The 20219-nt window shown below is 73.5% G+C and carries 21 protein-coding genes; 11 read left to right on the top strand and 10 right to left on the bottom strand.

The annotated features are described in order from the left end of the window. Positions 1 to 64: 64 nt before the first annotated feature. The 4 genes from AB0J53_RS37200 to AB0J53_RS37215 all read left to right on the top strand — a co-directional run bounded on the left by AB0J53_RS37200 (position 65) and on the right by AB0J53_RS37215 (position 3205). Positions 65 to 604: a DUF937 domain-containing protein gene (locus AB0J53_RS37200; RefSeq protein WP_219508296.1), complete on the top strand. Its 540-nt coding sequence runs from the start codon at positions 65 to 67 to the stop codon at positions 602 to 604. A 16-nt stretch (positions 605 to 620) separates the two neighbouring features. Continuing rightward, positions 621 to 1202: a nucleoside triphosphate pyrophosphatase gene (locus tag AB0J53_RS37205; RefSeq protein WP_219508297.1), complete on the top strand. Its 582-nt coding sequence runs from the start codon at positions 621 to 623 to the stop codon at positions 1200 to 1202. 10 nt (positions 1203 to 1212) lie between these two features. After that, complete coding sequence (locus AB0J53_RS37210) at positions 1213 to 1974, top strand: EI24 domain-containing protein (protein WP_364181000.1); 762 nt, start codon at positions 1213 to 1215, stop codon at positions 1972 to 1974. Positions 1975 to 2143: 169 nt separating this feature from the next. Beyond that, a complete protein-coding gene (locus AB0J53_RS37215) occupies positions 2144 to 3205 on the top strand; it encodes a DUF4192 domain-containing protein (protein WP_364181003.1) in 1062 nt (353 codons plus the stop codon). A 22-nt stretch (positions 3206 to 3227) separates the two neighbouring features. Here AB0J53_RS37215 and AB0J53_RS37220 read toward each other — a convergent pair whose 3' ends face one another. Beyond that, positions 3228 to 3572: a hypothetical protein gene (locus AB0J53_RS37220; protein ID WP_138713462.1), complete on the bottom strand. Its 345-nt coding sequence runs from the start codon at positions 3570 to 3572 to the stop codon at positions 3228 to 3230. 415 nt (positions 3573 to 3987) lie between these two features. Between AB0J53_RS37220 and AB0J53_RS37225 the strand changes: the two genes are divergently transcribed. Both AB0J53_RS37225 and AB0J53_RS37230 read left to right on the top strand, forming a co-directional pair. Next, on the top strand, positions 3988 to 4572 hold the full coding sequence (locus AB0J53_RS37225) for a DUF1707 and DUF4870 domain-containing protein (protein ID WP_219508299.1): 585 nt from the start codon (positions 3988 to 3990) through the stop codon (positions 4570 to 4572). Positions 4573 to 5102: 530 nt separating this feature from the next. Beyond that, the gene (locus AB0J53_RS37230; protein WP_364181007.1) at positions 5103 to 5399 is read left to right on the top strand and encodes a hypothetical protein; all 297 of its coding nucleotides are present in this window, start codon (positions 5103 to 5105) and stop codon (positions 5397 to 5399) included. 609 nt (positions 5400 to 6008) lie between these two features. Here the strand turns inward: AB0J53_RS37230 and AB0J53_RS37235 are convergent. The 6 genes from AB0J53_RS37235 to AB0J53_RS37260 form a co-directional block, all read right to left on the bottom strand. Continuing rightward, positions 6009 to 6845 (bottom strand): NAD(P)H-binding protein, encoded by an 837-nt coding sequence (locus tag AB0J53_RS37235; RefSeq protein ID WP_364181010.1) that lies wholly within the window; start codon positions 6843 to 6845, stop codon positions 6009 to 6011. A gap of 106 nt (positions 6846 to 6951) precedes the next feature. After that, entirely contained in the window at positions 6952 to 8169 is a 1218-nt protein-coding gene (locus tag AB0J53_RS37240) for an aminopeptidase (protein ID WP_364181013.1), read from the bottom strand. Further along, positions 8166 to 8720 carry a helix-turn-helix domain-containing protein gene (locus AB0J53_RS37245; protein ID WP_364181016.1) on the bottom strand — a complete coding sequence of 185 codons (555 nt, stop codon included), beginning with the start codon at positions 8718 to 8720 and terminating at the stop codon, positions 8166 to 8168. The genes AB0J53_RS37240 and AB0J53_RS37245 overlap by 4 nt, the downstream gene beginning before the upstream one ends. A 45-nt stretch (positions 8721 to 8765) precedes the next feature. Then, entirely contained in the window at positions 8766 to 9440 is a 675-nt protein-coding gene (locus tag AB0J53_RS37250) for a septal ring lytic transglycosylase RlpA family protein (RefSeq protein WP_364181019.1), read from the bottom strand. A gap of 205 nt (positions 9441 to 9645) precedes the next feature. Beyond that, complete coding sequence (locus tag AB0J53_RS37255) at positions 9646 to 11172, bottom strand: ATP-dependent DNA ligase (RefSeq protein ID WP_364181022.1); 1527 nt, start codon at positions 11170 to 11172, stop codon at positions 9646 to 9648. Between the two features lie 204 nt (positions 11173 to 11376). Then, the gene (locus AB0J53_RS37260; protein WP_219508305.1) at positions 11377 to 11751 is read right to left on the bottom strand and encodes an FKBP-type peptidyl-prolyl cis-trans isomerase; all 375 of its coding nucleotides are present in this window, start codon (positions 11749 to 11751) and stop codon (positions 11377 to 11379) included. A gap of 67 nt (positions 11752 to 11818) precedes the next feature. On the opposite strand from AB0J53_RS37260, the gene AB0J53_RS37265 reads away from it, so the two are divergent. Beyond that, a complete protein-coding gene (locus tag AB0J53_RS37265) occupies positions 11819 to 12511 on the top strand; it encodes an SDR family oxidoreductase (RefSeq protein ID WP_364181025.1) in 693 nt (230 codons plus the stop codon). A gap of 2 nt (positions 12512 to 12513) precedes the next feature. On the opposite strand, the gene AB0J53_RS37270 is transcribed toward AB0J53_RS37265, so the two are convergent. Beyond that, positions 12514 to 13953 carry a GuaB1 family IMP dehydrogenase-related protein gene (locus AB0J53_RS37270; RefSeq protein ID WP_364181028.1) on the bottom strand — a complete coding sequence of 480 codons (1440 nt, stop codon included), beginning with the start codon at positions 13951 to 13953 and terminating at the stop codon, positions 12514 to 12516. Between the two features lie 99 nt (positions 13954 to 14052). Between AB0J53_RS37270 and AB0J53_RS37275 the strand changes: the two genes are divergently transcribed. Beyond that, positions 14053 to 14505: an effector binding domain-containing protein gene (locus AB0J53_RS37275; RefSeq protein WP_364181031.1), complete on the top strand. Its 453-nt coding sequence runs from the start codon at positions 14053 to 14055 to the stop codon at positions 14503 to 14505. Here the strand turns inward: AB0J53_RS37275 and AB0J53_RS37280 are convergent. After that, positions 14502 to 15029, bottom strand: a complete 528-nt coding sequence (locus tag AB0J53_RS37280) for a TetR/AcrR family transcriptional regulator (RefSeq protein ID WP_219508309.1) — start codon at positions 15027 to 15029, stop codon at positions 14502 to 14504. The two genes, AB0J53_RS37275 and AB0J53_RS37280, sit on opposite strands and share 4 nt — an antisense overlap. Positions 15030 to 15120: 91 nt before the next feature. Here AB0J53_RS37280 and AB0J53_RS37285 point away from each other — a divergent pair, with 91 nt between their 5' ends. Next, a complete protein-coding gene (locus AB0J53_RS37285; protein WP_364181035.1) occupies positions 15121 to 16347 on the top strand; it encodes an FAD-dependent monooxygenase in 1227 nt (408 codons plus the stop codon). A 6-nt stretch (positions 16348 to 16353) separates the two neighbouring features. On the opposite strand, the gene AB0J53_RS37290 is transcribed toward AB0J53_RS37285, so the two are convergent. Beyond that, positions 16354 to 17475, bottom strand: coding sequence for a CaiB/BaiF CoA-transferase family protein (locus AB0J53_RS37290; protein ID WP_364181038.1), 1122 nt, complete (start codon positions 17473 to 17475; stop codon positions 16354 to 16356). A 123-nt stretch (positions 17476 to 17598) separates the two neighbouring features. Here AB0J53_RS37290 and AB0J53_RS37295 point away from each other — a divergent pair, with 123 nt between their 5' ends. Both AB0J53_RS37295 and AB0J53_RS37300 read left to right on the top strand, forming a co-directional pair. Next, positions 17599 to 19131, top strand: coding sequence for a serine/threonine-protein kinase (locus tag AB0J53_RS37295; RefSeq protein WP_364181041.1), 1533 nt, complete (start codon positions 17599 to 17601; stop codon positions 19129 to 19131). Next, on the top strand, positions 19128 to 20111 hold the full coding sequence (locus AB0J53_RS37300; RefSeq protein ID WP_364181044.1) for an NAD(P)-dependent oxidoreductase: 984 nt from the start codon (positions 19128 to 19130) through the stop codon (positions 20109 to 20111). The genes AB0J53_RS37295 and AB0J53_RS37300 overlap by 4 nt, the downstream gene beginning before the upstream one ends. The last annotated feature ends 108 nt before the right edge of the window (positions 20112 to 20219 follow it).

The following is a 20219-nucleotide window of genomic DNA, read 5'->3' on the forward strand; positions in this document are numbered from 1 at the left end:
GGCCGACGTAGGCTCGGCCCACGCCGGGGAACGACCATCGGAACGACGATCGGGAGGACTTGGCGTGACTCTGACGGACCAGCTCGTCGCCGAGCTCGGCGATCCCGGCCTGGAGCAGCTCGCCGGGATGCTCGGCACCGACCCGGCCACGGTCCGCGAGGTCCTCAGGGCGGCGACCGGCGTCGTCGTCGCCGGCATGGTCCGCAGCTCCGAGCACCCCGACGGCGCCGAGGCGCTGCGCGGCGCGCTCGACGACCACGTCGACGCCGACCCCTTCAACGGCGACGTCGCCACCCTGGCCCGCGACGGGCAGAACATCCTCGCCCACGTCCTCGGCGGCCAGGGCGCCGACCACGCCGCCGACGCGCTCGCCGACCTGACCGGCCTCGACTCCGCCGCCCTGGTCAAGGTGCTGCTCCTGCTCGCCCCCATGGTCATGTCACTGCTCGCCGACCGCGCCGAACGCGCCGGCATGAGCACCCAGGACATGACCGCCGAACTCCGCCGCGAGCGCGCCGCCGTCCCCGCCGCCCTCGAGCCCCTGCTCGCCGACCTCCTCGGCGCCCCGTCCTCGCCCACGCGGTCGCCGCACGCCGAATGGTGACCGGTAGGCTGACCCGGTGATCGTTCTGGCCTCAGCTTCTGCCGCCCGCCTGGCCCTGCTGCGCAGCGCCGGACTCGACCCCAAGGTGATCGTGAGCGGGGTCGACGAAGAGGCGTTCACCGCCCACACCCCCGCCGCCCTCGCCCTCGTGCTGGCCAAGGCCAAGGCCACCGCCGTCGCCGAACGGCTGGACGAAGGGCTGGTCATCGGCTGCGACTCCATCCTGGAGCTCGACGGCCGCCCCTACGGCAAGCCCGCCTCCGCCGAGGAGGTCGCCGAGCGCTGGCGGATCATGCGCGGGCGCACCGGCAGGCTCGTCACCGGCCACTGCGTCATCGACGTCGCCGCCGGCCGCCAGGCCGCCGAGACCGCCACCACCGTCGTCCACTTCGGCCAGCCCACCGAAGAGGAGATCGCCGCCTACGCCGAGACCGGCGAGCCGCTCAACCTCGCCGGCGCGTTCAGCATCGAAGGACGCGGCGGCTGGTTCGTCGACGGCATCGAAGGCGACCACGGCAACGTGCTCGGCCTGTCGCTGCCGCTGCTGCGCCGCCTGCTCGACGAGCTCGGCTACGCGGTCACGCCGCTCTGGCGCTAGCGTTTGCGACATGCGATCAATGCGCGACTTCGCCGCCGGCGTCGGCTTTTTCCTGCAAGGCGTGGGCTGGGTCGCCAGAAACGGGCGGTGGTGGCTGTTCGGGCTCATCCCGGCGCTCATCGCGTTCGCCGTCTACGTGGCGGCGCTGTACCTCCTCGGCACCAACGCCGGCACGCTGGCGGAGTTCCTGACGCCGTTCGCCGACACCTGGTCGTGGCGTGAGGCGTTCCGCACCGCGATCGCCGTCGCGCTCTTCCTCGGCGGGCTCGCCCTGGCCGTGCTCACGTTCACCGCGCTGACGCTGGCCATCGGGGAGCCGTTCTACGAGAAGCTGTCGGCCGCCGCCGACCCGCTGCCCGACGCCGAGGAGCAGCCCTGGTGGCGCACGCTGCCGCGCTCCATCCGCGACAGTCTCGTCACGCTGGGATACGTGCTGCTGTTCACGATCCCGCTGTTCTTCCTCGGGTTCGTGCCGGTCATCGGGCAGACCGTGGTGCCGGTGGTGGGGGCGGCGGTGTCCGGGTTCTTCCTCACCGTCGAGCTGACCACGCTGGCGCTGGAGCGGCGCGGGCTCGTCAGGAAGCAGCGGTTCGCGCTGCTGCGGGGCAGCAAGGCGGCGTCGCTCGGGTTCGGGGTGGTGGTGTTCGTGCTGTTCCTGGTGCCGTTCGTGGCGGTGATCGCGATGCCGGCGGCGGTGGCGGGCGCGGCCTTGCTGGTCAGGCACCGCCTCGCCCCCGGAGCGCCCGCCACCCCGCCCCCGGCCCAGCCGTGAGCGAGCTGTAGCACCTGGCGGGCTTGTTCGCAGGGCGCCCTTGCCGTTTGTTCACCGGGGTGCCCTCTCCACGCCGCTTGTCCACAGGCCGCACCCCCGCTGCGCCGTCCGTCCACAGAACCCGTTCCACCCGCCTCCCGCACCCCTCGTCCCCGGCATCCTCCATGCCATGACGACGAACACCTCCGAGCCCTGCCTCACCCTGACCAGCCCCGCCGACATCCTGGCCGCCGTGCCCTACCTGGTCGGCTTCCACCCGGCCGACAGCCTCATCGTGCTCGGCATCGCCCAGGGCCAGGCCAAGGTCGCCGCCCGCTGGGGGCTGCCGTTCCCGCCCGGCACCCTCGACCCTCTGGCGGCGCTGATCGCCCGCGAGAAGCTGGCCCAGGTCGTCGTGGTCGGCTACGGCCCGGGCGAGCGCGTCACCCCGGCCGTCGACGAGGCCAGGGCCGTGGCGGCGAGGGCGGGCGTGGAGGTCGCCGAGGCCATGCGCGCCGACGGCGGCCGCTACTGGTCCTACGTCTGCGACAGCACCCGCTGCTGCCCGCCCGAAGGCACCCCCTACGACCCGACGTCGAGCCGCGTCGCCGCCGAGGCGACCGTGCGCGGCCTGGTCGCCCTCCCCGACCGCCAGACCCTCGAACGCACCCTCGCCCCGGTCACCGGCCCCGTCCGGATGGCGATGCGCCGGGCGACCTCAGCCGCCGTCGCCGAGCTGACCAGCGGGCTCGCGGCAGACCCTGACCCCGACGCGTACGCCCGCCGCTTCGTGACCGGCGGCCTGGCCAGGCTCCACGCCGCCCTCGCACGCGACGACCGGCTCAGCGACGCCGACGCCTCCCGGCTCGGCCTCGACCTGGCCGTCATCCGGGTGCGTGACGAGGCGTGGACGCTGATGGACGGCTCCCATGCCGCCCTCTGGAAGGACCTCACCCGCCGCCTGGAGCCCCGCTACGTACCGCCGGCGGCCACGCTGCTGGCGATGGCGGCCTGGCGGGCGGGCGACAGCATCACCGCCACCATCGCCCTCGAACGCGCACTGAAGGCCGACCCGCATTACTCGATGGCCAACCTGCTCATGCACGCCCTGCAGAACCTGCTCTCACCCGGCATGGTCGACGCCCGCCTCCCGACACCGGCGGAGCTCGACACGGCGATGGGCGAGCCTCACATCGGCTGGCTCGTCCCCCTGCTCGCCACCCTCGACGACGGCGACCAGGCCTGCGCCTGAGCCGTTCCGGCGTGGCTGCGGGTCAGAGCCCGCCCTCCTCGCGCCGCCGCCGCTCGTTGTAGGCCCGCATCCGGGGCGGATACCCGGTCAGCTGCACGTCGTAGACCGGAAGGGCGAGGTCGCGCGCCACCTTGTGGATCACCGCGGGCGAGCCGACCCGGCGCCGCGTCCACTCCCCGTCGTCGGCGACGGCCACGGCGGTGGTGTCGGTCGCGAACGTCTCGGGCTCGACGTAGAACTCCACGCCGCGCCGCGACCGGGCGAAGGCGATCAGCGCTTCGATGTCGGCGTCGGTCGCCTCACGATCGAACTTAGCGATCTTCGGGCCGCGCCGCCGCCGGAGGCCGTAGCGGTCTCGCCATCTCATGCATCCTTTTTATACCGTCAAGTGGTACTAGTGCGCATGCCAAGCGTTGCCCCACCTCTGCGAAAAGTGCCTATTCCCGCCATCCGCCCAGCTCAAGCCCCGATCCAGCCCCTCCGCATTTACCAAATTGCCTGCCACGATCCCCTCCCCGGATGACGGTTTCCGAAGCCCCGTTTCTTGCGCCCACCCCGAATATCACCCCCGAACACCACCACCCCGAAGACCATTCGCCCACACAGGACGAATCCGGTCACCCATCACCCTGAATCCCGGGGTCGCGATCTCGGGGATGCCTCGGGGTATCACCCGATGCCACGACCGGCCGCCGTGACGCAGTATGTGAGGAGACCGTCAGCGCTGCGGCCGGCAGGTTCCGGCGAGGGGGCGGCGCTACCGAAGGAGAGGCATGGGCGTTATGGCTGGGGTACCGACACCCCCGGGGCAGCTGCCGCCGGCTCATCTGCGCGTCACCAACGAGGACCGCGAACACGTCGTCGAGCACGTCAAGGCCGCCTACAGCGAGGGCCGCTTCGACAAGCTCGAGTTCGACGAGCGGCTGGAGCGCGCGATGACGGCACGCACGCACGGCGACCTGATGCCCATCATGACGGAGCTCTACGGCGCCAACGCCGTGCCCCGCCTGGCCGCGCCCCCGCGCATGCCCGCCGCCCGCCCGGAGGCCCCGCCGGAGAGCAACGAGCGCCTCGGCGCCTCCGCCGCCCACCTGCTCGCCCTCGTCGGCTTCCCCATCCTGGGCCCGCTCGTCCTGCTCCTCACCGGCGGCAAGACGTCCCCGTACATCCGACGCCACGCCATGGAGGCGCTCAACTTCCACCTGACGGTCACGGGCGCCACGTTCCTGCTGCCCTTCACCGTCATCGGCGTCGTGCTCCTGCCCTTCATCTGGGTGGGCGCCGTCATCCTCTCCATCGTCGGCGGCGTCTCCGCCCTCTCCGAAGGCACCTTCCGCTACCCCTTGACCCTCCGCCTGATCAAGTAGCCCGCACCCCAAGGCCCCTGGCCCACCACCGACCCCCCAACCGCCGCCACCCGCCTGCCAGCCCGCCCCCGCTGCCCACAGCGGCCCCGGTCGGCGGCATCCTGGGGGAGCAGTTCGCGGTTGGGGAACTACGGTCGCCTGCCTGCTCGCGGTTGGGGCCCTGCGGTCGCTGGCCAGCCCGGGGTGTCGCAGCCCGCAGCGCCTCCCTCTGGCACCTCGTGGTCGTACCCGGTCCCTGCATCAGGCGTGCCACACCACCGCTCACGCTGCCTCGCCTTCGCGGCACCACCGCTCACGACGCCTCGGCTTTCCGGGCCCGCGGCACCGCGCGGGCCCGGCGTCCCACGCTGCGCGCACCTGCGCCTGCGCCTGCTGCACACCCGCGCCCCCGTCCCGAGCGCCGCCCGCCCAGCGCCTGCCCGCACCTCCCACCCCGCACCCCTGCGGCTCGCCCCGCGCACGCGCACCCGCGCGTGTGCGCAGCACGGCCGCGCACACGCGCCCTTAGGTGCGTGTGCGCCCGCACTGGCGTGCCAAGTTCCCGCCCCACGCTCCGCGCGCCTGCGCCCGCACCCCGTACTGGGCCCGCCTGGGCTCGCGCCCGCACCCCGCGCGCCTGCGCCAGAACCCCGCATGCCGCGCGGCACACTCCCCGCACCCGCACCCGCACCCGCACCCGCACCCGCACCCGCACCCGCACCCGCACCGGCACCCGCACCGGCACCCGCACCGGCACCCGCACCGGCACCCGCACCGGCACCCGCACCGGCACCCGCACCGGCACCCGCACCCGCGCGTCGGCTGCCTCGTCCTCGCGGCTGCACTAGCACGCCGCTGCCCCGCCCTGCGGCGTTCGCGCCTCCGCCTCCTGCGCTGCGTTTGCGTCCCGCCGTGACCTCGTCCCGTGGGTCGCGCCCGGAACGCGCGGTCCACGGGCGGTGCGGGCAGTCCGGAAGAGGTGGCGCGCTCGTTTGCGAGGGGGTGCGCCCGCTAGCTGAGCCTTCCGTGCCCCAGGACGGTCACGACGGTCCGGAAGGCCACGACGGTCGGGAAGGCCACGACGGTCGGGAAGGCCACGACGGTCGGGAAGGCCACAAACGGCCACAACGGCCACCACGGCCAACGGCCAGGGCGCCGGGCCGGTCGGGACGGCGGGGCGGTCGGGGCGGCCCAGGGTAGCCCGGCGCGGCCGGGGCCAGCAGCGTGCCCCTGAAGTGCAGGCGGGCTGCCCTGGTGCAGCGGGCTCCGTGGTCTAGGGGCGGGGGAGGCCAGGGGGTGCCGGGGTGGGCGGGGTGGTGAGGAGGCCACGGGACAGCGGGAAGGCAAGGGGGCGGGGAGGCAGGGGACGGGGAGGCAAGAGGACGGCCGGGAGGGTAAGGGCCAGAGAGGCGTGACGGCGGGGCAAGGGGCAGCAAGGCGGGAAGGACGGTGGGAGGTCAGGGGGATGTGGGGAGGAAGGCCGTGGCGTGGGATTGGGCCCACTGGTGGAAGGTGCGGGGTGGGCGGCCGGTTACCGTTTCGACGTCGGGGTGGACGGTCGATTCGTCCAGGGTGCCGGTGACGTAGAAGTCGAAGAAGGCGTCCACGTACTCCTCCGGCGTGGTGCGCAGCATCTCGGCGCGGGCCTCGTCGTCGGGCAGGGCCTGGACGGTGAGGTCGCGGCCGAGTACGGCGCCGAGGATGCGGACCCGGTCGGCGGGCAGCAGCGGTTCGGGCCCGGTTGGCTGGTAGACGCGCTCGGCGTGGCCGTCGTCCAGCAAGGCGCGCACCGCCACGGCGGCGATGTCGGCCGGGTCGACGACCGCCTGGCGGACGCCCGCGAACGGGACCCGTACGACGTCGCCCGCGGCGAGCTGCGGCAGCCACTGGAAGGCGTTGGACATGAACGCGCCGGGCCGCAGGAAGGTCCAGGCCAGCCCGGACTCCCGTACGGCGCGTTCGGACTCGGCCATGTAGCGGGTGACGGCGTTGGCCGGGCCGCCGAGGGCGGCGGAGCCGCCCGACAGCAGCACCACGCGCTGGACGCCGGCCTGGCGGGCGGCGGCCAGGAGGGCGGGCGCGCCGGGGTAGCCGGGCAGCAGGAAGAGCGCGCGGGCGCCGTCGAGCGCGGGGCGCAGGGACTCCGGTTCGGTGAGGTCGCCGGTGACCCATTCGACGCCGGGCTCGGGGGCCCGGTGGGAGCGGGTGACCGCGCGTACGGGGGCGCCTTCGGCGGCGAGCGCGCGCACCACCTCGCCGCCGACGTTGCCCGTGGCGCCGGTTACCAGGATCATGACGTCTCCTCTTGCCGGGAACTGCGTGACACGGGGGACATCCTGGTACGGGACCGGCTCGGAGATCCAATACCTGCTTCCATAGCCGGTGGCTATGGCGGAGCGGTCAGATCTGCCAGGCGTCGTCACGCAGCAGCTCGACGGTGGCGCCGTCGTGGGTGATGCCGGTGACGGTGACGTCGGGGCCGCCGACCATGAAGTCGACGTGCACGGCGGAGACGTTGATCCCGGCTGCCGCGCGTTCGGCGGGGGCGAGGTCGCGCAGGTGGGCGGGCACGCCGGGCGGCAGCCCAGCGCCCCAGGCCAGGTGGCAGGTGGCGTTCTCGTCCAGCAGCGTCTCCAGGTACGTGACGCCGGACCGCCCGACCGGCGAGGAGCCGTCGACGAGCGCCAGTTCGCCGAGCCTGGCGGCGCCCGGGTCGGTGGCCTGGTGGGTGCGTACGACGTCGGCGCCGGAGGTGGCGCGCACCTCGGTCACGACGCCGCCGGCGAAGGTCAGTTCCAGGTCGCGGATGACGCTGCCGTCGAGCGAGAGCGGGCGGGTCGAGCGGACGGTGCCTTCCACGCGCCGGTGGTCGGGCGTGGTGAACACCTCCTCGGTGGGCAGGTTCGCCTGGAACGCGTGGCCCTGGACCGATTCCAGCCGGGCGGCGGTCCAGTGCGCGCCGGGCAGCAGGCCGACGGTCAGGTCGGTGCCGGGGCCCTGGAAGCGTACGGCGTCCAGGCGCAGGGAGGTGAGCGTGGCGGCCCGGTCGAGCAGTTCGGCGATCCGCTGCTTCCAGGCGGCGACGGGGTCCGGGTGGTCGAGGCGCAGGATGGGGCGCAGGCACTCCCACAGCCGGGTCACGTCCGGCTCGCCGAAGATCGCGCGGGCCCACTCGGCGGTCGGGCAGGGCACGATGACCCAGCGGGCCAGGTTCTCCAGTTGCAGCCGCTGCCTGGAGATCAGGTGCGGCATGCGGTCCAGGCCGGCGCGGACCTGGTCCTGTCCGGCGAGCAGGTCGGGGGCGGCGGCGCCGCGCAGGTTGAGCAGGACGCCGCACTGCCGGGCCAGCTCCTCGTTGCGGGCGTCGAGCCAGGCCGGGACCTCGCCCAGCGTCCCGCCGTCGGCGTGACGGACGCGGGAGAGCTTGGCGTACGGGTCGAAGTACCAGATGTCGACATAGCGGGCGCCCCGGGCGTAGGCGGCCTCGGTGAGGGCGCGGGCCAGCGGGGCGTGCTCGATCTCGGCGTTGATCAGCACCAGGTCGCCGGCCGTGATCGGCGCGGCGACGTCGAGCACCACGTCGGCGTAACGGGACAGCTCGGCGGCGGGAACGGTCATGGCGTGCTCCTGGGGGGACGGCCGGCGGGACGGGTGCCCGGGAGTTCGAGGAGCAGCGCGGTCATGCTGACCTTGACCCGGTCGCCGGACCGGGGCGGGCCCGCCTTGCCGTGGACCAGGGCGACGGCCTGGTCGATCAGGCCCACGACCTCTTCCCAGACCTCCCGGTCGAGCCACACCTCGGCGTCCATCGACAGGCGCTGCTCGGTGGCCTCGGCCAGCCGCCGCGACAGGTCGGCGCTCAGCGCCTCGTGCAGCAGGCGGCGGCCGTCGGCGCGGTCGAGCCGGGCGGCGCTGGAGGGGTCGTAGCGGTAGCGGCGGGGCGGGCGCCCCTTGCCCTCGCGGGGCTGCTGCTCGTCCACCCGTTCCAGGAACCCGGCCTCGGCGAGCTGGCGCAGGTGGTAGCTGGCCGAGGCGTGCGCGATGCCGAGCTCGTCCGCGACCTCGGCGGCCGACAGCGAGGCGCCGGTCAGCAGGGACACGATGCGGATCCGGAGCGGGTTGGCCAGGGCCCGCAACGGGACGAGACCCTGGTCCGTTTCCCAAGACATGTTGGGATTATGGCATTTCCCAACGAGTCTTGGGAATATCCCGCGTCAGCGGGCCAGGACCTCGTACGTGACGCGCATGTGGCCGGCGTTCGTGTTGCCGATCCGGGCGAAGGCGGCCCGGGACAGGTCCAGGCAGCGCCCGCCGATGTACGGGCCGCGGTCGTTGATGCGCACCGTGACCGACTTGCCGGTGGACGGGTTCGTGACGCGGACCTTGCTGCCGAGCTTCAGGGTCTTGTGGGCGGCCGTCATGGCCGACGGGTCGAAGCGCTCGCCGCTGGCCGTCATCTGCGGCTCGTGGTAGAACGACGCGCCGCAGGAGCCCGAGGAGATCACGCGGGGTTTCCTGGCAGCCGCCTTCCGCGCCGCCGTCGCCGATCTGGTGGGTTTGGCCGAGGCGGAGGGGGAGGCCGAAGGGGAGGGGGAGGTGGTGGCGGGGGCGGGGGCCGCGCCGAGAGCCGGGGCGTCGTCGGCCGGAGCCGGGGTGCCGGAAGGGGTGCCAGAAGGGGTGCCGGCGGCGGGGCCGGTAGCGGGGCCCGCGGGTGCGTCGGCGGGGGAGAGGGCGGTGGGCTGCTTGTGCGAGTCGTCATGGGAGACGGCGGCCCAGGCGGTGGTGGAGGCGACGGCGATGACGGCCGCCCCTGCCGCGACGGCCACCCAGCGGCGCCTGGCGGGGGACGTACGGCTGGAAGGGGTGTGGGGGAGGTTGTGCTGGCCCAAGGTAAACCACGGTCCTCGGTAGGGGAAGGGGCACGGAAAGGCCAGAACCGGGGCAGAGGGGGGCGCACGTCGGCCGATCCACAGGCGGGGAGGGGGATGCCCCGCGACGTGCACGAACATACGCGACAAACAACAGGCAAAGGCAACCTAATGCCTGGTTAAGTGACGTAAGTCACTCAAATGGGGATAAATCGCCCAAAGTGGATCAAATCATCAAAGATCGGACGGTCTCCACCGTGTCGGCGTCGGCGGCCCGCTTGTCGAGCCGGTAACGCAGCACGCGGGCGAACCGCAGCGCCATGCCGCCCGGATAGCGCGGCGACCGCTGCACGCCGTCGAAGGCGATCTCCACCACCAGCTCCGGCCGCAGCGTGACCGTCCACCCGTCGACGGGACCGTCGGCCAGCTCCAGGAAGCGCTCGGTCTGCCAGGCGAGCAGCTCGTCGGTCAGGCCCTTGAACGTCTTGCCGAGCATGACGAATCCGCCCGTCTCCGGGTCGCGGGCGCCCAGGTGAAGGTTGGACAGCTTGCCCTCGCGGCGGCCGTGACCCCATTCGGCGGCCAGGACCACCAGGTCGAGCGTGTGGCGGGGCTTGACCTTGATCCAGCCCGCGCCCCGGCGGCCGGCGGCGTAGGGGGAGGCCAGGGACTTGACCACCAGGCCCTCGTGCCCGGCCCTGACCACGTCGGTGAAGAACTTCTCCGCCTCGGCCACGTCGGAGGTGACCAGGCGGGGCGTGAGCAGGCCGGGCGGCACGGTGCGGGCCAGGACCTCCTGCCGCTCGGAGTAGGGCAGGTCGAGCAGGTCGGCGCCATCCACCCGCAGCGCGTCGAAGAAGAACACGTGCAGCGGCGTCTTCTCGCGCAGCTCGGCCACGTTGGTCCGGCTGCTGGTGCGCGCGGCCGTCACCTGGAACGGATGCGGCCGGCCGTCGGGGCGCAACGCGATCACCTCGCCGTCGAGCACCAGGTCGTCGGCGGGCAGCCCCAGCACCGCCTCGGCCAGCTCCGGCACCTGCGCGGTGATGTCGTCGAGGGTGCGGGTGAACACGCGGACCTCGGCCCCCGAGCGGTGCGCCTGCACGCGGATGCCGTCGAGCTTCCACTCCAGCGCGGCCGGGGTGCGGGCCTTCTCCAGGGCGGCGGCCACGTTGGGCGCGCTGCCCGCGAGCATCGGGGAGACGGGCCGGCTTACCTCCAGGCGGAACTCGCGCAGCTTGTCCACGCCGCCCGCCAGCGCCGCCGCGCCGACCGCGGGCAGCCAGCCGCGCAGCGTCAGGGCCCGGCGGACGTCGGCCGACGGCGCGCCGGACGCCTTGGCGACCGCCTCGATCATGACGCCGTCGAGCGCGCCCTGCCGCAGCTCGCCGCCGAGCAGCTTGAGCATGAACGCCTGCTCCTGGCTCGTCAGCCCCGCGAACAGCTCGGCGACCAGCGCCTTGCGGGCCGCCTGGGAGCCCTGGCCGGAGACGGCCTTGATCCTCGTGAGCAGGGCATCGACGGTGGTGAGGGTCGCGGTGGCGGCCAGCTTGGGGCCGGGCAGCTCCTGGAGCGTGCGCCAGCCCACGCCGATCTGGCGCTGCGGCAGCTCGCCCGACAGATAGGCGATGGCGATCTCCGCCTCGCCGGGGCCGACCCGGCCGAGCAGCTCGGCCAGATGGCCGATCTTGCCGAGCCGCGCGGACGTGCGCGTCACGGCCTCCGACACTCGCACCACGTCGATCAGAAGCACACCGCTATCGTGCCTCACCCAGCCGACAAATTCCGCTGCCGGGCACCCACGAAACCGCCGAATGTCCTGCGGCGACCGCCGGACGCGCCGCGGCGGAACCTGCGGCGACCGTCAGAGGTGCCGCGGCGGACGGGCGGCGAGCTGCCGGAGGTGCCGCGGCGCAGGAGCGGACGGGGGCCGCCCCTGCGCCGGTGCGGCGTGCGGTCAGCGAACGCCGAGCAGGTCGACCACGAAGATGAGGGTCTCCCCGCCCTTGATCCGCGCGCCCGCGCCGGCGGCGCCGTAGCCGAGGTGCGGCGGGATGACGAGCTTGCGCCGGCCGCCGACCTTCATGCCGGCCACGCCCTGGTCCCAGCCCGCGATGACGCGGCCCGCGCCGAGCGGGAACTCGAACGCCTGGCCGCGGTTCCACGACGCGTCGAACTCCTCGCCGGTGGAGAAGGCGACGCCCACGTAGTGGACGCTGACGTTCTGACCAGGCTTGGCCTCGGGGCCGTCCCCTACGGTGATGTCCTCGATCTCCAGGTCGGCAGGCGGGTTGCCCGCCGGGAAGTCGATCTCCGGCTTCTCGAGTGCCACGAAGTGCTCCTGTTGACGATGTGAATGAACCTGACGACTCTATGCCGTCGGGATATCGTCATCGTCCATGCCCGCCCTTTCACCCGATGCGATCCTGCTGTCCGGGCGCGTCGCCGTGGTCACCGGGGCCGCCTCCCGGAGCGGGCGGGCGATCGCCGAGACCCTGCGCGCCCTCGGCGCCCACCTGGCGACCTGCGACCGCGCCACCCCACGGCACGACCCCCGCCCCACCCCGCCGGATGCCGGCCGTCCCGCGCCGCCTGACGGCTCCCGGCGCGGCGGGTCGTACGGCGGGGTGAGGCCCGAGCCGGCGGGCGGGCCGGCGATGACGGTGGACGTACGGGATCCGGTGGCGGCCGGGGTGTTCGCGCGGGCCGTGGAGGAGCGGTGGGGCCGGGTGGACGTGCTGGTCAACGCCGGGCCCGAGGCGAGGCCCGTCCCGCTCGCGGAGCTGCCGGAGCGGGACGGGCGCCGGCTGGTCGACGAGGGGTTCACCCGCGTCACCGGCATGGTGCGGCGCCTGCTGCCGCTGATGGGCGCGGGCGCGTCGATCGTGAATGTCGTGTCAGGCGACGGCCCGGTGCGCGCCCTGGTGGAGAGCCTGACCGGGTCGCTGGCGGCGGAGCTGCGCCCGCGCGGCGTCCGCGTGAACGCGCTCGTCCTGGAGACTCCGGAGGCCGACCCGGCGGGCCCGGCGCTCTTCCTGGCGGGCCCGCTGTCGGCCGGGGTCTCCGGCGTCACCCTGCGCGTCAGAGGCTGACGTCACCAGCTCTGGTGCAGCGGCATCCCCTCCGCGTAGCCGGAGGAGCTCTGGATGCCGACGACGGCCTGCTCGTGGAACTCCTCCAGGGTGCCCGCCCCGGCGTACGTGCACGAGGAGCGCAGCCCGGCCACGATGGCGTCGATCTGGTCCTCCACGCTGGGCCGGCGCGGGTCGAGGTACATGCGGGAGGTGGAGATGCCCTCCTCGAACAGCGCCTTCCTGGCCCGGTCGAACGCGCTGTCCTCGGCGGTGCGCAGCCGGACGGCGCGGGCGGAGGCCATGCCGAAGTTCTCCTTGTAGCGGCGGCCGTCGGCGTCGGTGCGGGCGTCGCCCGGCGACTCGTACGTCCCGGCGAACCAGGAGCCGATCATGACGTTCGCGGCCCCGGCGGCCAGGGCGAGCGCCACGTCGCGGGGGTGGCGGACGCCGCCGTCGGCCCACACGTGCCGGCCGAGCCGGCGCGCCTCGGCCGAGCACTCCAGGACGGCGGAGAACTGCGGCCGGCCGACGCCGGTCATCATGCGCGTGGTGCACATGGCGCCCGGCCCGACGCCGACCTTGACGATGTCGGCGCCTGCGTCGACCAGGTCGCGGACCCCGGAGGCGGTCACCACGTTGCCGGCCGCGACGGGCACGCCGGGTTCGAGCGCGCGCACGGCGCGCAGCGCGGCGATCATCTTCTCCTGGTGCCCGTGGGCGGTGTCGACGACCAGGCAGTCGACCCCCGCGTCGAGGAGCTCCTTGGCCTTGGCGGCGACGTCGCCGTTGACGCCGACGGCGGCGGCGATCCGCAGCCTGCCCTGGTTGTCCACGGCGGGCTGGTAGAGGGTGGCGCGCAGCGCGCCGGTGCGGGTGAGGATGCCGACGAGGCGGCCCTCGGCGTCGACGATGGGGGCCAGCCGGTGGCGTCCCTCGTGCAGCCGGTCGAAGGCGGTGCGCGGGTCGAGCCCGGCGGGCAGGGTGAGCAGCTCGCTGGACATCACCTGGGAGAGCTGCGTGAACATGTCCACGCCCTGGCAGTCGGCGTCGGTGACGACGCCGACGGGCCGGTTCTCCCAGTCGACGACGATGACCGCGTTGTGCGCCCGCTTGGGCAGCAGCTGCAGCGCCTCGCCGACGGTGTCGTGGGCGGTGAGGGTGAGGGGGGTGTCGTGCACGAGGTCGCGCTTCTTGACCCAGTCGACGACGTCGGCGACCACGTCGAAGGGGATGTCCTGCGGGATCACGGCGATGCCGCCGCGGCGGGCGATGGTCTCGGCCATGCGGCGGCCGGCGACCGCGGTCATGTTGGCCACGACGACCGGGATCGTGGTGCCGGTTCCGTCGTGCGTCGACAGGTCGACCGCGAGACGGGAGTTGACCGAGGAACGCGACGGCACCATGAAGACGTCGCTGTAGGTCAGGTCGTACTGCGGCTCCATGCCGTTGAGAAATTTCACGTTCATCCATCTTATGAGGTAACAGGTCCTACCTAGGGAATTCCCCCTTTGTGGTGGGCTTATGATCGGCCCGGACACTTCTGGGGGATGGAGGGGCGTGTGGACGTCACCAATCGGGACGAGATGCTCGTCGTGGGGTTCGCGGTGCGCACCACGAACGCCGACGAGATGGATCCCGCGCGGGCCAAGCTGCCCGCGCTGTGGCAGCGGGCGGGGGCGCCGGGCGCGTTCGCGCACGTGCCGGGCCGGGTGGACGAGAACCTGTACGCGGTGCTGACCGACTACGAGAGCGACCACCACGGCGCCTACACGCAGATCGTCGGCATCGCCGTCCGCACGGTGCCGAGGCTGCCGGAGGGCATGGTGGCGGTGCGGGTGCCGGCGGCGCAGTCGCTGCTGGTGGAGGCGCGCGGCCCGATGCCGCAGGCGATCGTGGAGGCGTGGCAGCGGGTGTGGAAGCACACCGAGTCGGGCGGCACGCCGGCCCGTTCGTTCGGCACGGACCTGGAGGTGCACCACCCGGGCGGCGCCGACCTCTACGTGGCCGTCTAGGGCAGCCCGAGTGCGGCGGCGGCGGCCTCGACGGCGACGGGCTTGACCTCGTCCAGGGCCAGGTGGGCGTACTCCACGGCGCAGTCGGACATCCCGCCGAGCCCGACGGTGGCGCGGACCTGCTGGGCCACGGTGAGCTCGTCGCCCAGCAGCAGGAAGACCAGCCGCCGCCGCCAGGCCATGAAGCGCTCGCCCATGTCGAGGTAGGAGAGCGTGTTGAGGTCGCGCAGCATCATGGAGATGACCTCGCGGTGCCGCCAGACGAGGTCGAAGTAGTCCTCCAGCAGCCGCCTGGGGTCGCCCCGCTCCCGGCCCGTGACGAACCGGTCGATGTCGTCGATCATCGGCTCGATGATGCTGCGGACCAGGTCGTCGCGTGAGGCGAAGTGGTAGTAGAGGGCCGGCTTGGTGATGCCGAGCCGGTCGGAGATCTGGCGCAGGCTCGTCTGCTGGATGCCCTGGAGCGCGAACAGCTCGCGCGCCACTGCCTGGATGCGGGTCTTGGTGTCGCTGGGCCTGGCCATGCTCCAAGCGTAATCCTTACCTCCCGTTAAGTAAGCCCTTGCGCCTTCGCCGTGCACCCACTTACCATCCGTTAAGTAAGGAGGTGCTGCCATGCGCGTACTCATCTCCGGCGCCAGCGTCGCCGGACCCGCACTGGCTTACTGGCTCACCCGATACGGATTCGAGGTCACGGTCGTCGAGCGCGCCCCCGCGCTGCGCAAGACGGGCGGCCACGCGGTCGACCTGTTCAGGCCCGCCCTGGACATCGCCGGGCGGATGGGCGTCCTGGACCGGATCCAGGAGATGAAGACCGGCACGGAGCGGCTGACCATGTACACCGAGGGCCACGAGCGCCCGGTGGTGGTCGAGCTGCGCAGGATGATGGCCGGGGTCTCCGACCGGCACGCCGAGATCATGCGCGACGACCTGGGCGAGATCTTCTTCGACGCCACCCGGGACGACGCCGAGTACGTCTTCGGCGACTCCATCACCGCGATCTCCGGCGACGGCGAGGTGACGTTCGAGCGCGGCCCGGCGCGGCGGTTCGACCTGGTGGTGGGCGCCGACGGGCTGCACTCCAACGTGCGCCGCCTGGTCTTCGGCCCCGAATCGGACTTCTCCACCTGGATCGGCGCCTACCTGGCCGTCGTCTCCGTCCCCAACTTCCTCGGCCTGGACGCCACGGTGGAGGGGCTGAGCGGCGTCGGCAGGATGGCGGCGCTGTACGGCGCGGCCCGCCTGCCCGACGCGCGGGCGCTGTTCATGTTCCGTCCCGCCGAGCCGATCGACTACCACTACCGCGACGTGGAGCGGCAGAAGGACCTGCTGCGCGAGCACTTCGCCGGCTTCGGCTGGCACGTGCCCCGGCTGCTGGCCGAGCTCGACACCACCCCGGCGTTCTACTTCGACTCGATCACCCAGCTGCGCCTGGACTCGTGGTCACGCGGGCGCGTCACGCTGGTCGGCGACGCCGGTTACTGTCCGGGCCCGGCCGTCGGCGGCAGCACCAGCCTGGCCGTGGTGGGCGCGTACGTGCTGGCGGGCGAGCTCGCCGCGGCCGGCGGGGACCCCGCGCGGGCCTTCCCGGCCTACGAGGCCGAGATCGGCGAGTACGTGCGCCGCAGCCGCTCGTTCGCCGTGTCGGCGGCCAGGAAGCTGGTGCCGGGCAGCCCGGGGGGTCTGTGGGCGCTGCGCGCCGCCGCCGGGCTGATCGGCCTGATGCCCGCCGGGGTGACCCGGGCGGTGTCGAAGCTGGGCGCCCGGGGGGTCAGGCTGCACGACGAGATCGCGCTCAAGGACTACACCGCCCACGAGGTCCGTACGGCGGCGCGTCCCTGAGCACGGTCAGGCCAGCACGCCCTGGGCGCGCAGCTTGGCCGCGGCCTCGGCGTTGATCCCCCACGCGGACAGGTCGGCGAGCCGGGTCGCGGGCGACAGGTCGGGGGCGGGCGCGCCCACCAGGCGCGGCGCGGGCGCGGGCTGGCTGAGACCGCCGGACTCGACGAAGGCGCCCCTGGCCACGTTGTGGGGATGATCGGGCGCCTCGGCCATCGACAGCACCGGCGAGACGCAGGCGTCGGAGCCGTCGAACACGGCCTCCCACTCGGCCCTGGTCCGGGTCCGGAACTCGGCGGCCAGCCGCTCGCGCAGGGCCGGCCACTGGGCCCGGTCGTCGCGGTCGGGCAGGCCGGTCAGGCCCATCAGCCGCACCATCGTGTCCCAGAACTGCGGCTCCAGCGCCCCCACCGCCAGGTACTGGCCGTCGGCGGTCTCGTACGTGTCGTACATGGGGGCGCCGGTGTCGAGCAGGTTGGTGCCGCGCGGCCCCCAGAAGCCGCCGCGCACGCCCTGGTAGAACATCGCGAACAGGATCGCGGCGCCGTCGACCATGGCGGCGTCGATGACCTTGCCCTGGCCGGTGCGCTCGCGTTCGAACAGGGCCAGCAGCACGCCGTAGGCGAGCATGAGGCCGCCGCCGGCGAAGTCGCCCAGGATGTTGATCGGCGGGGTGGGCTTGTCGCCCTCGCGGCCGAGCATGGACAGCACGCCGGAGATCGCGATGTAGTCGATGTCGTGCCCGGCGGTGGGCGCCAGCGGGCCGTCCTGGCCCCAGCCGGTCATCCGGCCGTAGATCAGGCGCTCGTTGACCGCGTGGAGGTCGTCCGGGCCGATGCCGAGCCGTTCGGCCACGCCGGGCCGGAACACCTCGATGACCACGTCGGCGGCGCGGGCCAGGTCCTTGAACGCCGCCACGCCGTCGGGCGACTTGAGGTCGAGCCCGATCGTGCGCTTGCCGCGGTCCATCACGTCGGTCCTGGGCCGGTCGGAGACCGCGCCGACCCGGTCGACGCGCAGCACCTCGGCGCCGTGGTCGGCGAGCATCATCCCGGCGAACGGCCCCGGCGCGAGCCCGGCCAGCTCCAGCACCCGGACTCCGGCCAGCGGGCCCTGGCGTCCCTCGGTCATCGGCATCCCCCTAGTAGAACAACATTCGGTGAGTCGTGGCAAGACGCTCGCCGGACAGGCCATCAGAGACGTGTGAGGTATGGGAAACTTGCCCACTATTCGGGTGGTCTACAGGGGTAGGACATGGATTCGGAGAGCAGCGAGCTGATCGCCAAGCGCTACCGGTTACTGCGCGAGCTCGGCCGCGGGGGCATGGGCGTGGTCTGGGAAGGCCGGGACACGCTGCTCAACCGGCCCTGCGCGATCAAGGAGGTCGTGCTGCCCGACGGCCTGCCCAAGGCCGAGCGGGACCGCATGCTGGTGCGCACCGCGCGGGAGGCGCGCACGGCGGCCAAGCTCAACCATCCGTCCGTCGTGGCGATCTACGACGTGGTGGAGGAGGACGGCCGGCCCTGGATCATCATGGAGCTGGTGCCCGCCCCTTCGGTCGAGCAGGTCGTGGCCGCCTCCGGCGCGCTGCCCGTGCGCGAGGCCGCCGACGTGGGACGGCAGGTGCTGTCCGCGCTGCGCGCCGCGCACGAGCTGGGCGTCCTGCACCGCGACGTCAAGCCCGCCAACATCCTGCTGACCGGCGAGGGCCGGGCGGTGCTCACCGACTTCGGCATCGCCACCGCCGAGGGCGACTCCTCGCTGACCAGCACCGGCATGGTGACCGGCTCGCCCAGCTTCCTGGCCCCGGAACGGGTCCGCGCCGCCGAGGCCGGGCCCGCCTCCGACCTGTGGTCGCTGGGCGCCACCCTGTACGCCACGATGCTCGGCCGCTCGCCGTTCGAGCGGGGCGAGCCCATGGCCACGCTCAACGCGCTGCTCAACGAGGAGCCGGACTACCGCAGGATCCCGCCCGCCATGCACCCCGTGCTCAAGGGGCTGCTGCGCAAGGAGCCGGAGGAGCGGCTGACCGCCGAGCAGGCCGACGAACTGCTGGCCGCCATCGGCGCGACCCGGCCCGCCCACGCCGACCAGCACGTCCCGGACAAGAAGCCGGGCCGGTCCGGCCGTACGCTCATCGCGGCCGTCACGGCGGCGGTCGTGGTCGTGGCGGCGGGCACGATCACCTACCTGCGCGCCTCCGCGCCGCCCGAGGTCGCGCGCAAGCAGGTGGCGCACGCGGCCGCGACGAGCCCGATGCCGAGCCCGCCGGCCACCACGCAGGCGCCCACGCCCACCGTCACCACCACCCCGACGCCCACGCCCACCCGGACGCGGCCGCCGGTGCGCGCCTACGTCTCGCGCGACGGCTGGACGATCAGGCGGCCCATCGGCTGGCGGGGCGCGCTCAACGAGTCGTTCACCGAGTGGACCCGCCGCGACCGGGCCGGCCACCTGGGCGTCGAGGCCGTCTACGCCAAGCTCGACCCGCACCAGCTCCTGCGCGACGCCGAGGAGGTCTTCCGGCAGAACGGCGCCGAGGTGCGGAACCTGGGCCGCCGGACCGTCATGCACCACGGGACCAAGGCCGTGGAGTGGGAGTTCACCTGGACCGCGGGGGAGGGCGCGCCGTGGGCGGCGCCGGGCACCCGCTACAGGGAGGTGCGCCGCGCGCTGGCCGTGGGCGACACCGCCTACATCCTGTCGTGGACGTTCGACGAGACCCAGTGGCGGCGCAACACCCGCCTGATGCGCCAGGTGATCGGGAGCTTTACCGTAGGCGCATGACGCCGTGGAACCTGCTGGCACTCCCGCCCCTGCCCGAGGAACTCCTGCGCAAGATGCTCGCCCCGCTGGGCGAGCGGGTGTCGGTGCGCGCGCCCGCCGCCCGCGACCGTGACGCGCTGCTGGCCGCGCTCGCCGGCGCGGAGATCGTGCTCGGCGACTGGACGGGCGAGCTGACGCTCGACGCGCGGGCGGTGGCGGCGGCGCCCCGGCTGGCGTTCCTGCAGCAGCCGTCCGTGGGCGTGGACGGCCACGACCTCGCCGCGCTGGCGGCGGCCGGCGTGCCGGTGGCCAACACGGCGGGCGTCAGCGCGACCGCCGTGGCCGAGTGGTGCCTGGCCGCCGCGCTCGCGCTGTCGCGCAAGCTGGCCGAGGCCGATGCCGCCGTCCGCGCCGGCGAGTGGCCGCAGCAGGCGCTGCGCCCGGCCGAGCTGCGCGGGCGCGAGGTCGGCGTCGTCGGCTACGGCCCGATCGGCGTGGCCTGCGCCGGGCTGTTCCGGGCGCTCGGCTGCGAGGTGTCCTACTGGACGCGCACGCCCCGCGAGGAGCCCGGCTACCGCGACCTGGACGCGCTGCTCGGCTCCAGCGACGTGGTGGTCGTGGCGATCGCGCTGTCGGAGGAGACGCGCGGCCTGGTCGACCCCCGGCGGCTGAGGCAGGGCGCGCTGCTGGTCAACGCGGCCAGGGGCGGGGTGGTCGACCAGGAAGGGCTCGTCGCCGCGCTGCGCGAGGGCCGGCTCGGCGGCGCGGCGCTCGACGTCTTCGACACCGAGCCGCTGCCAGCGGGCGACTCGCTGCGCGAGCTGCCGGGCGTGCTGCTGTCGCCGCACGTCGCCGGGGTCACCTCCGAGGCCACCGGAAGGCTGCTCACGGCCACCCTGGACAACCTCGCGGCGGCGCTCGACGGGCGGCCGGTGGCCCACGTGGTGAACGGCGTTTCTCCGATCATCCGGAGGAAATTCGCGGATTCGCCTGTCTTGTAGGGTTTCGAGCTGACACGATGAAGAGTTTTCGTGCGTTTAACGACCCCGGTCTGTTCCGGGGATGTGCCGGAGAGATACGGTCTTGTCGACGATCTCTACCGGGCTCAA

Source organism: Nonomuraea sp. NPDC049725 (genome assembly GCF_040674795.1).
Lineage (GTDB): Bacteria > Actinomycetota > Actinomycetes > Streptosporangiales > Streptosporangiaceae > Nonomuraea > Nonomuraea ceibae.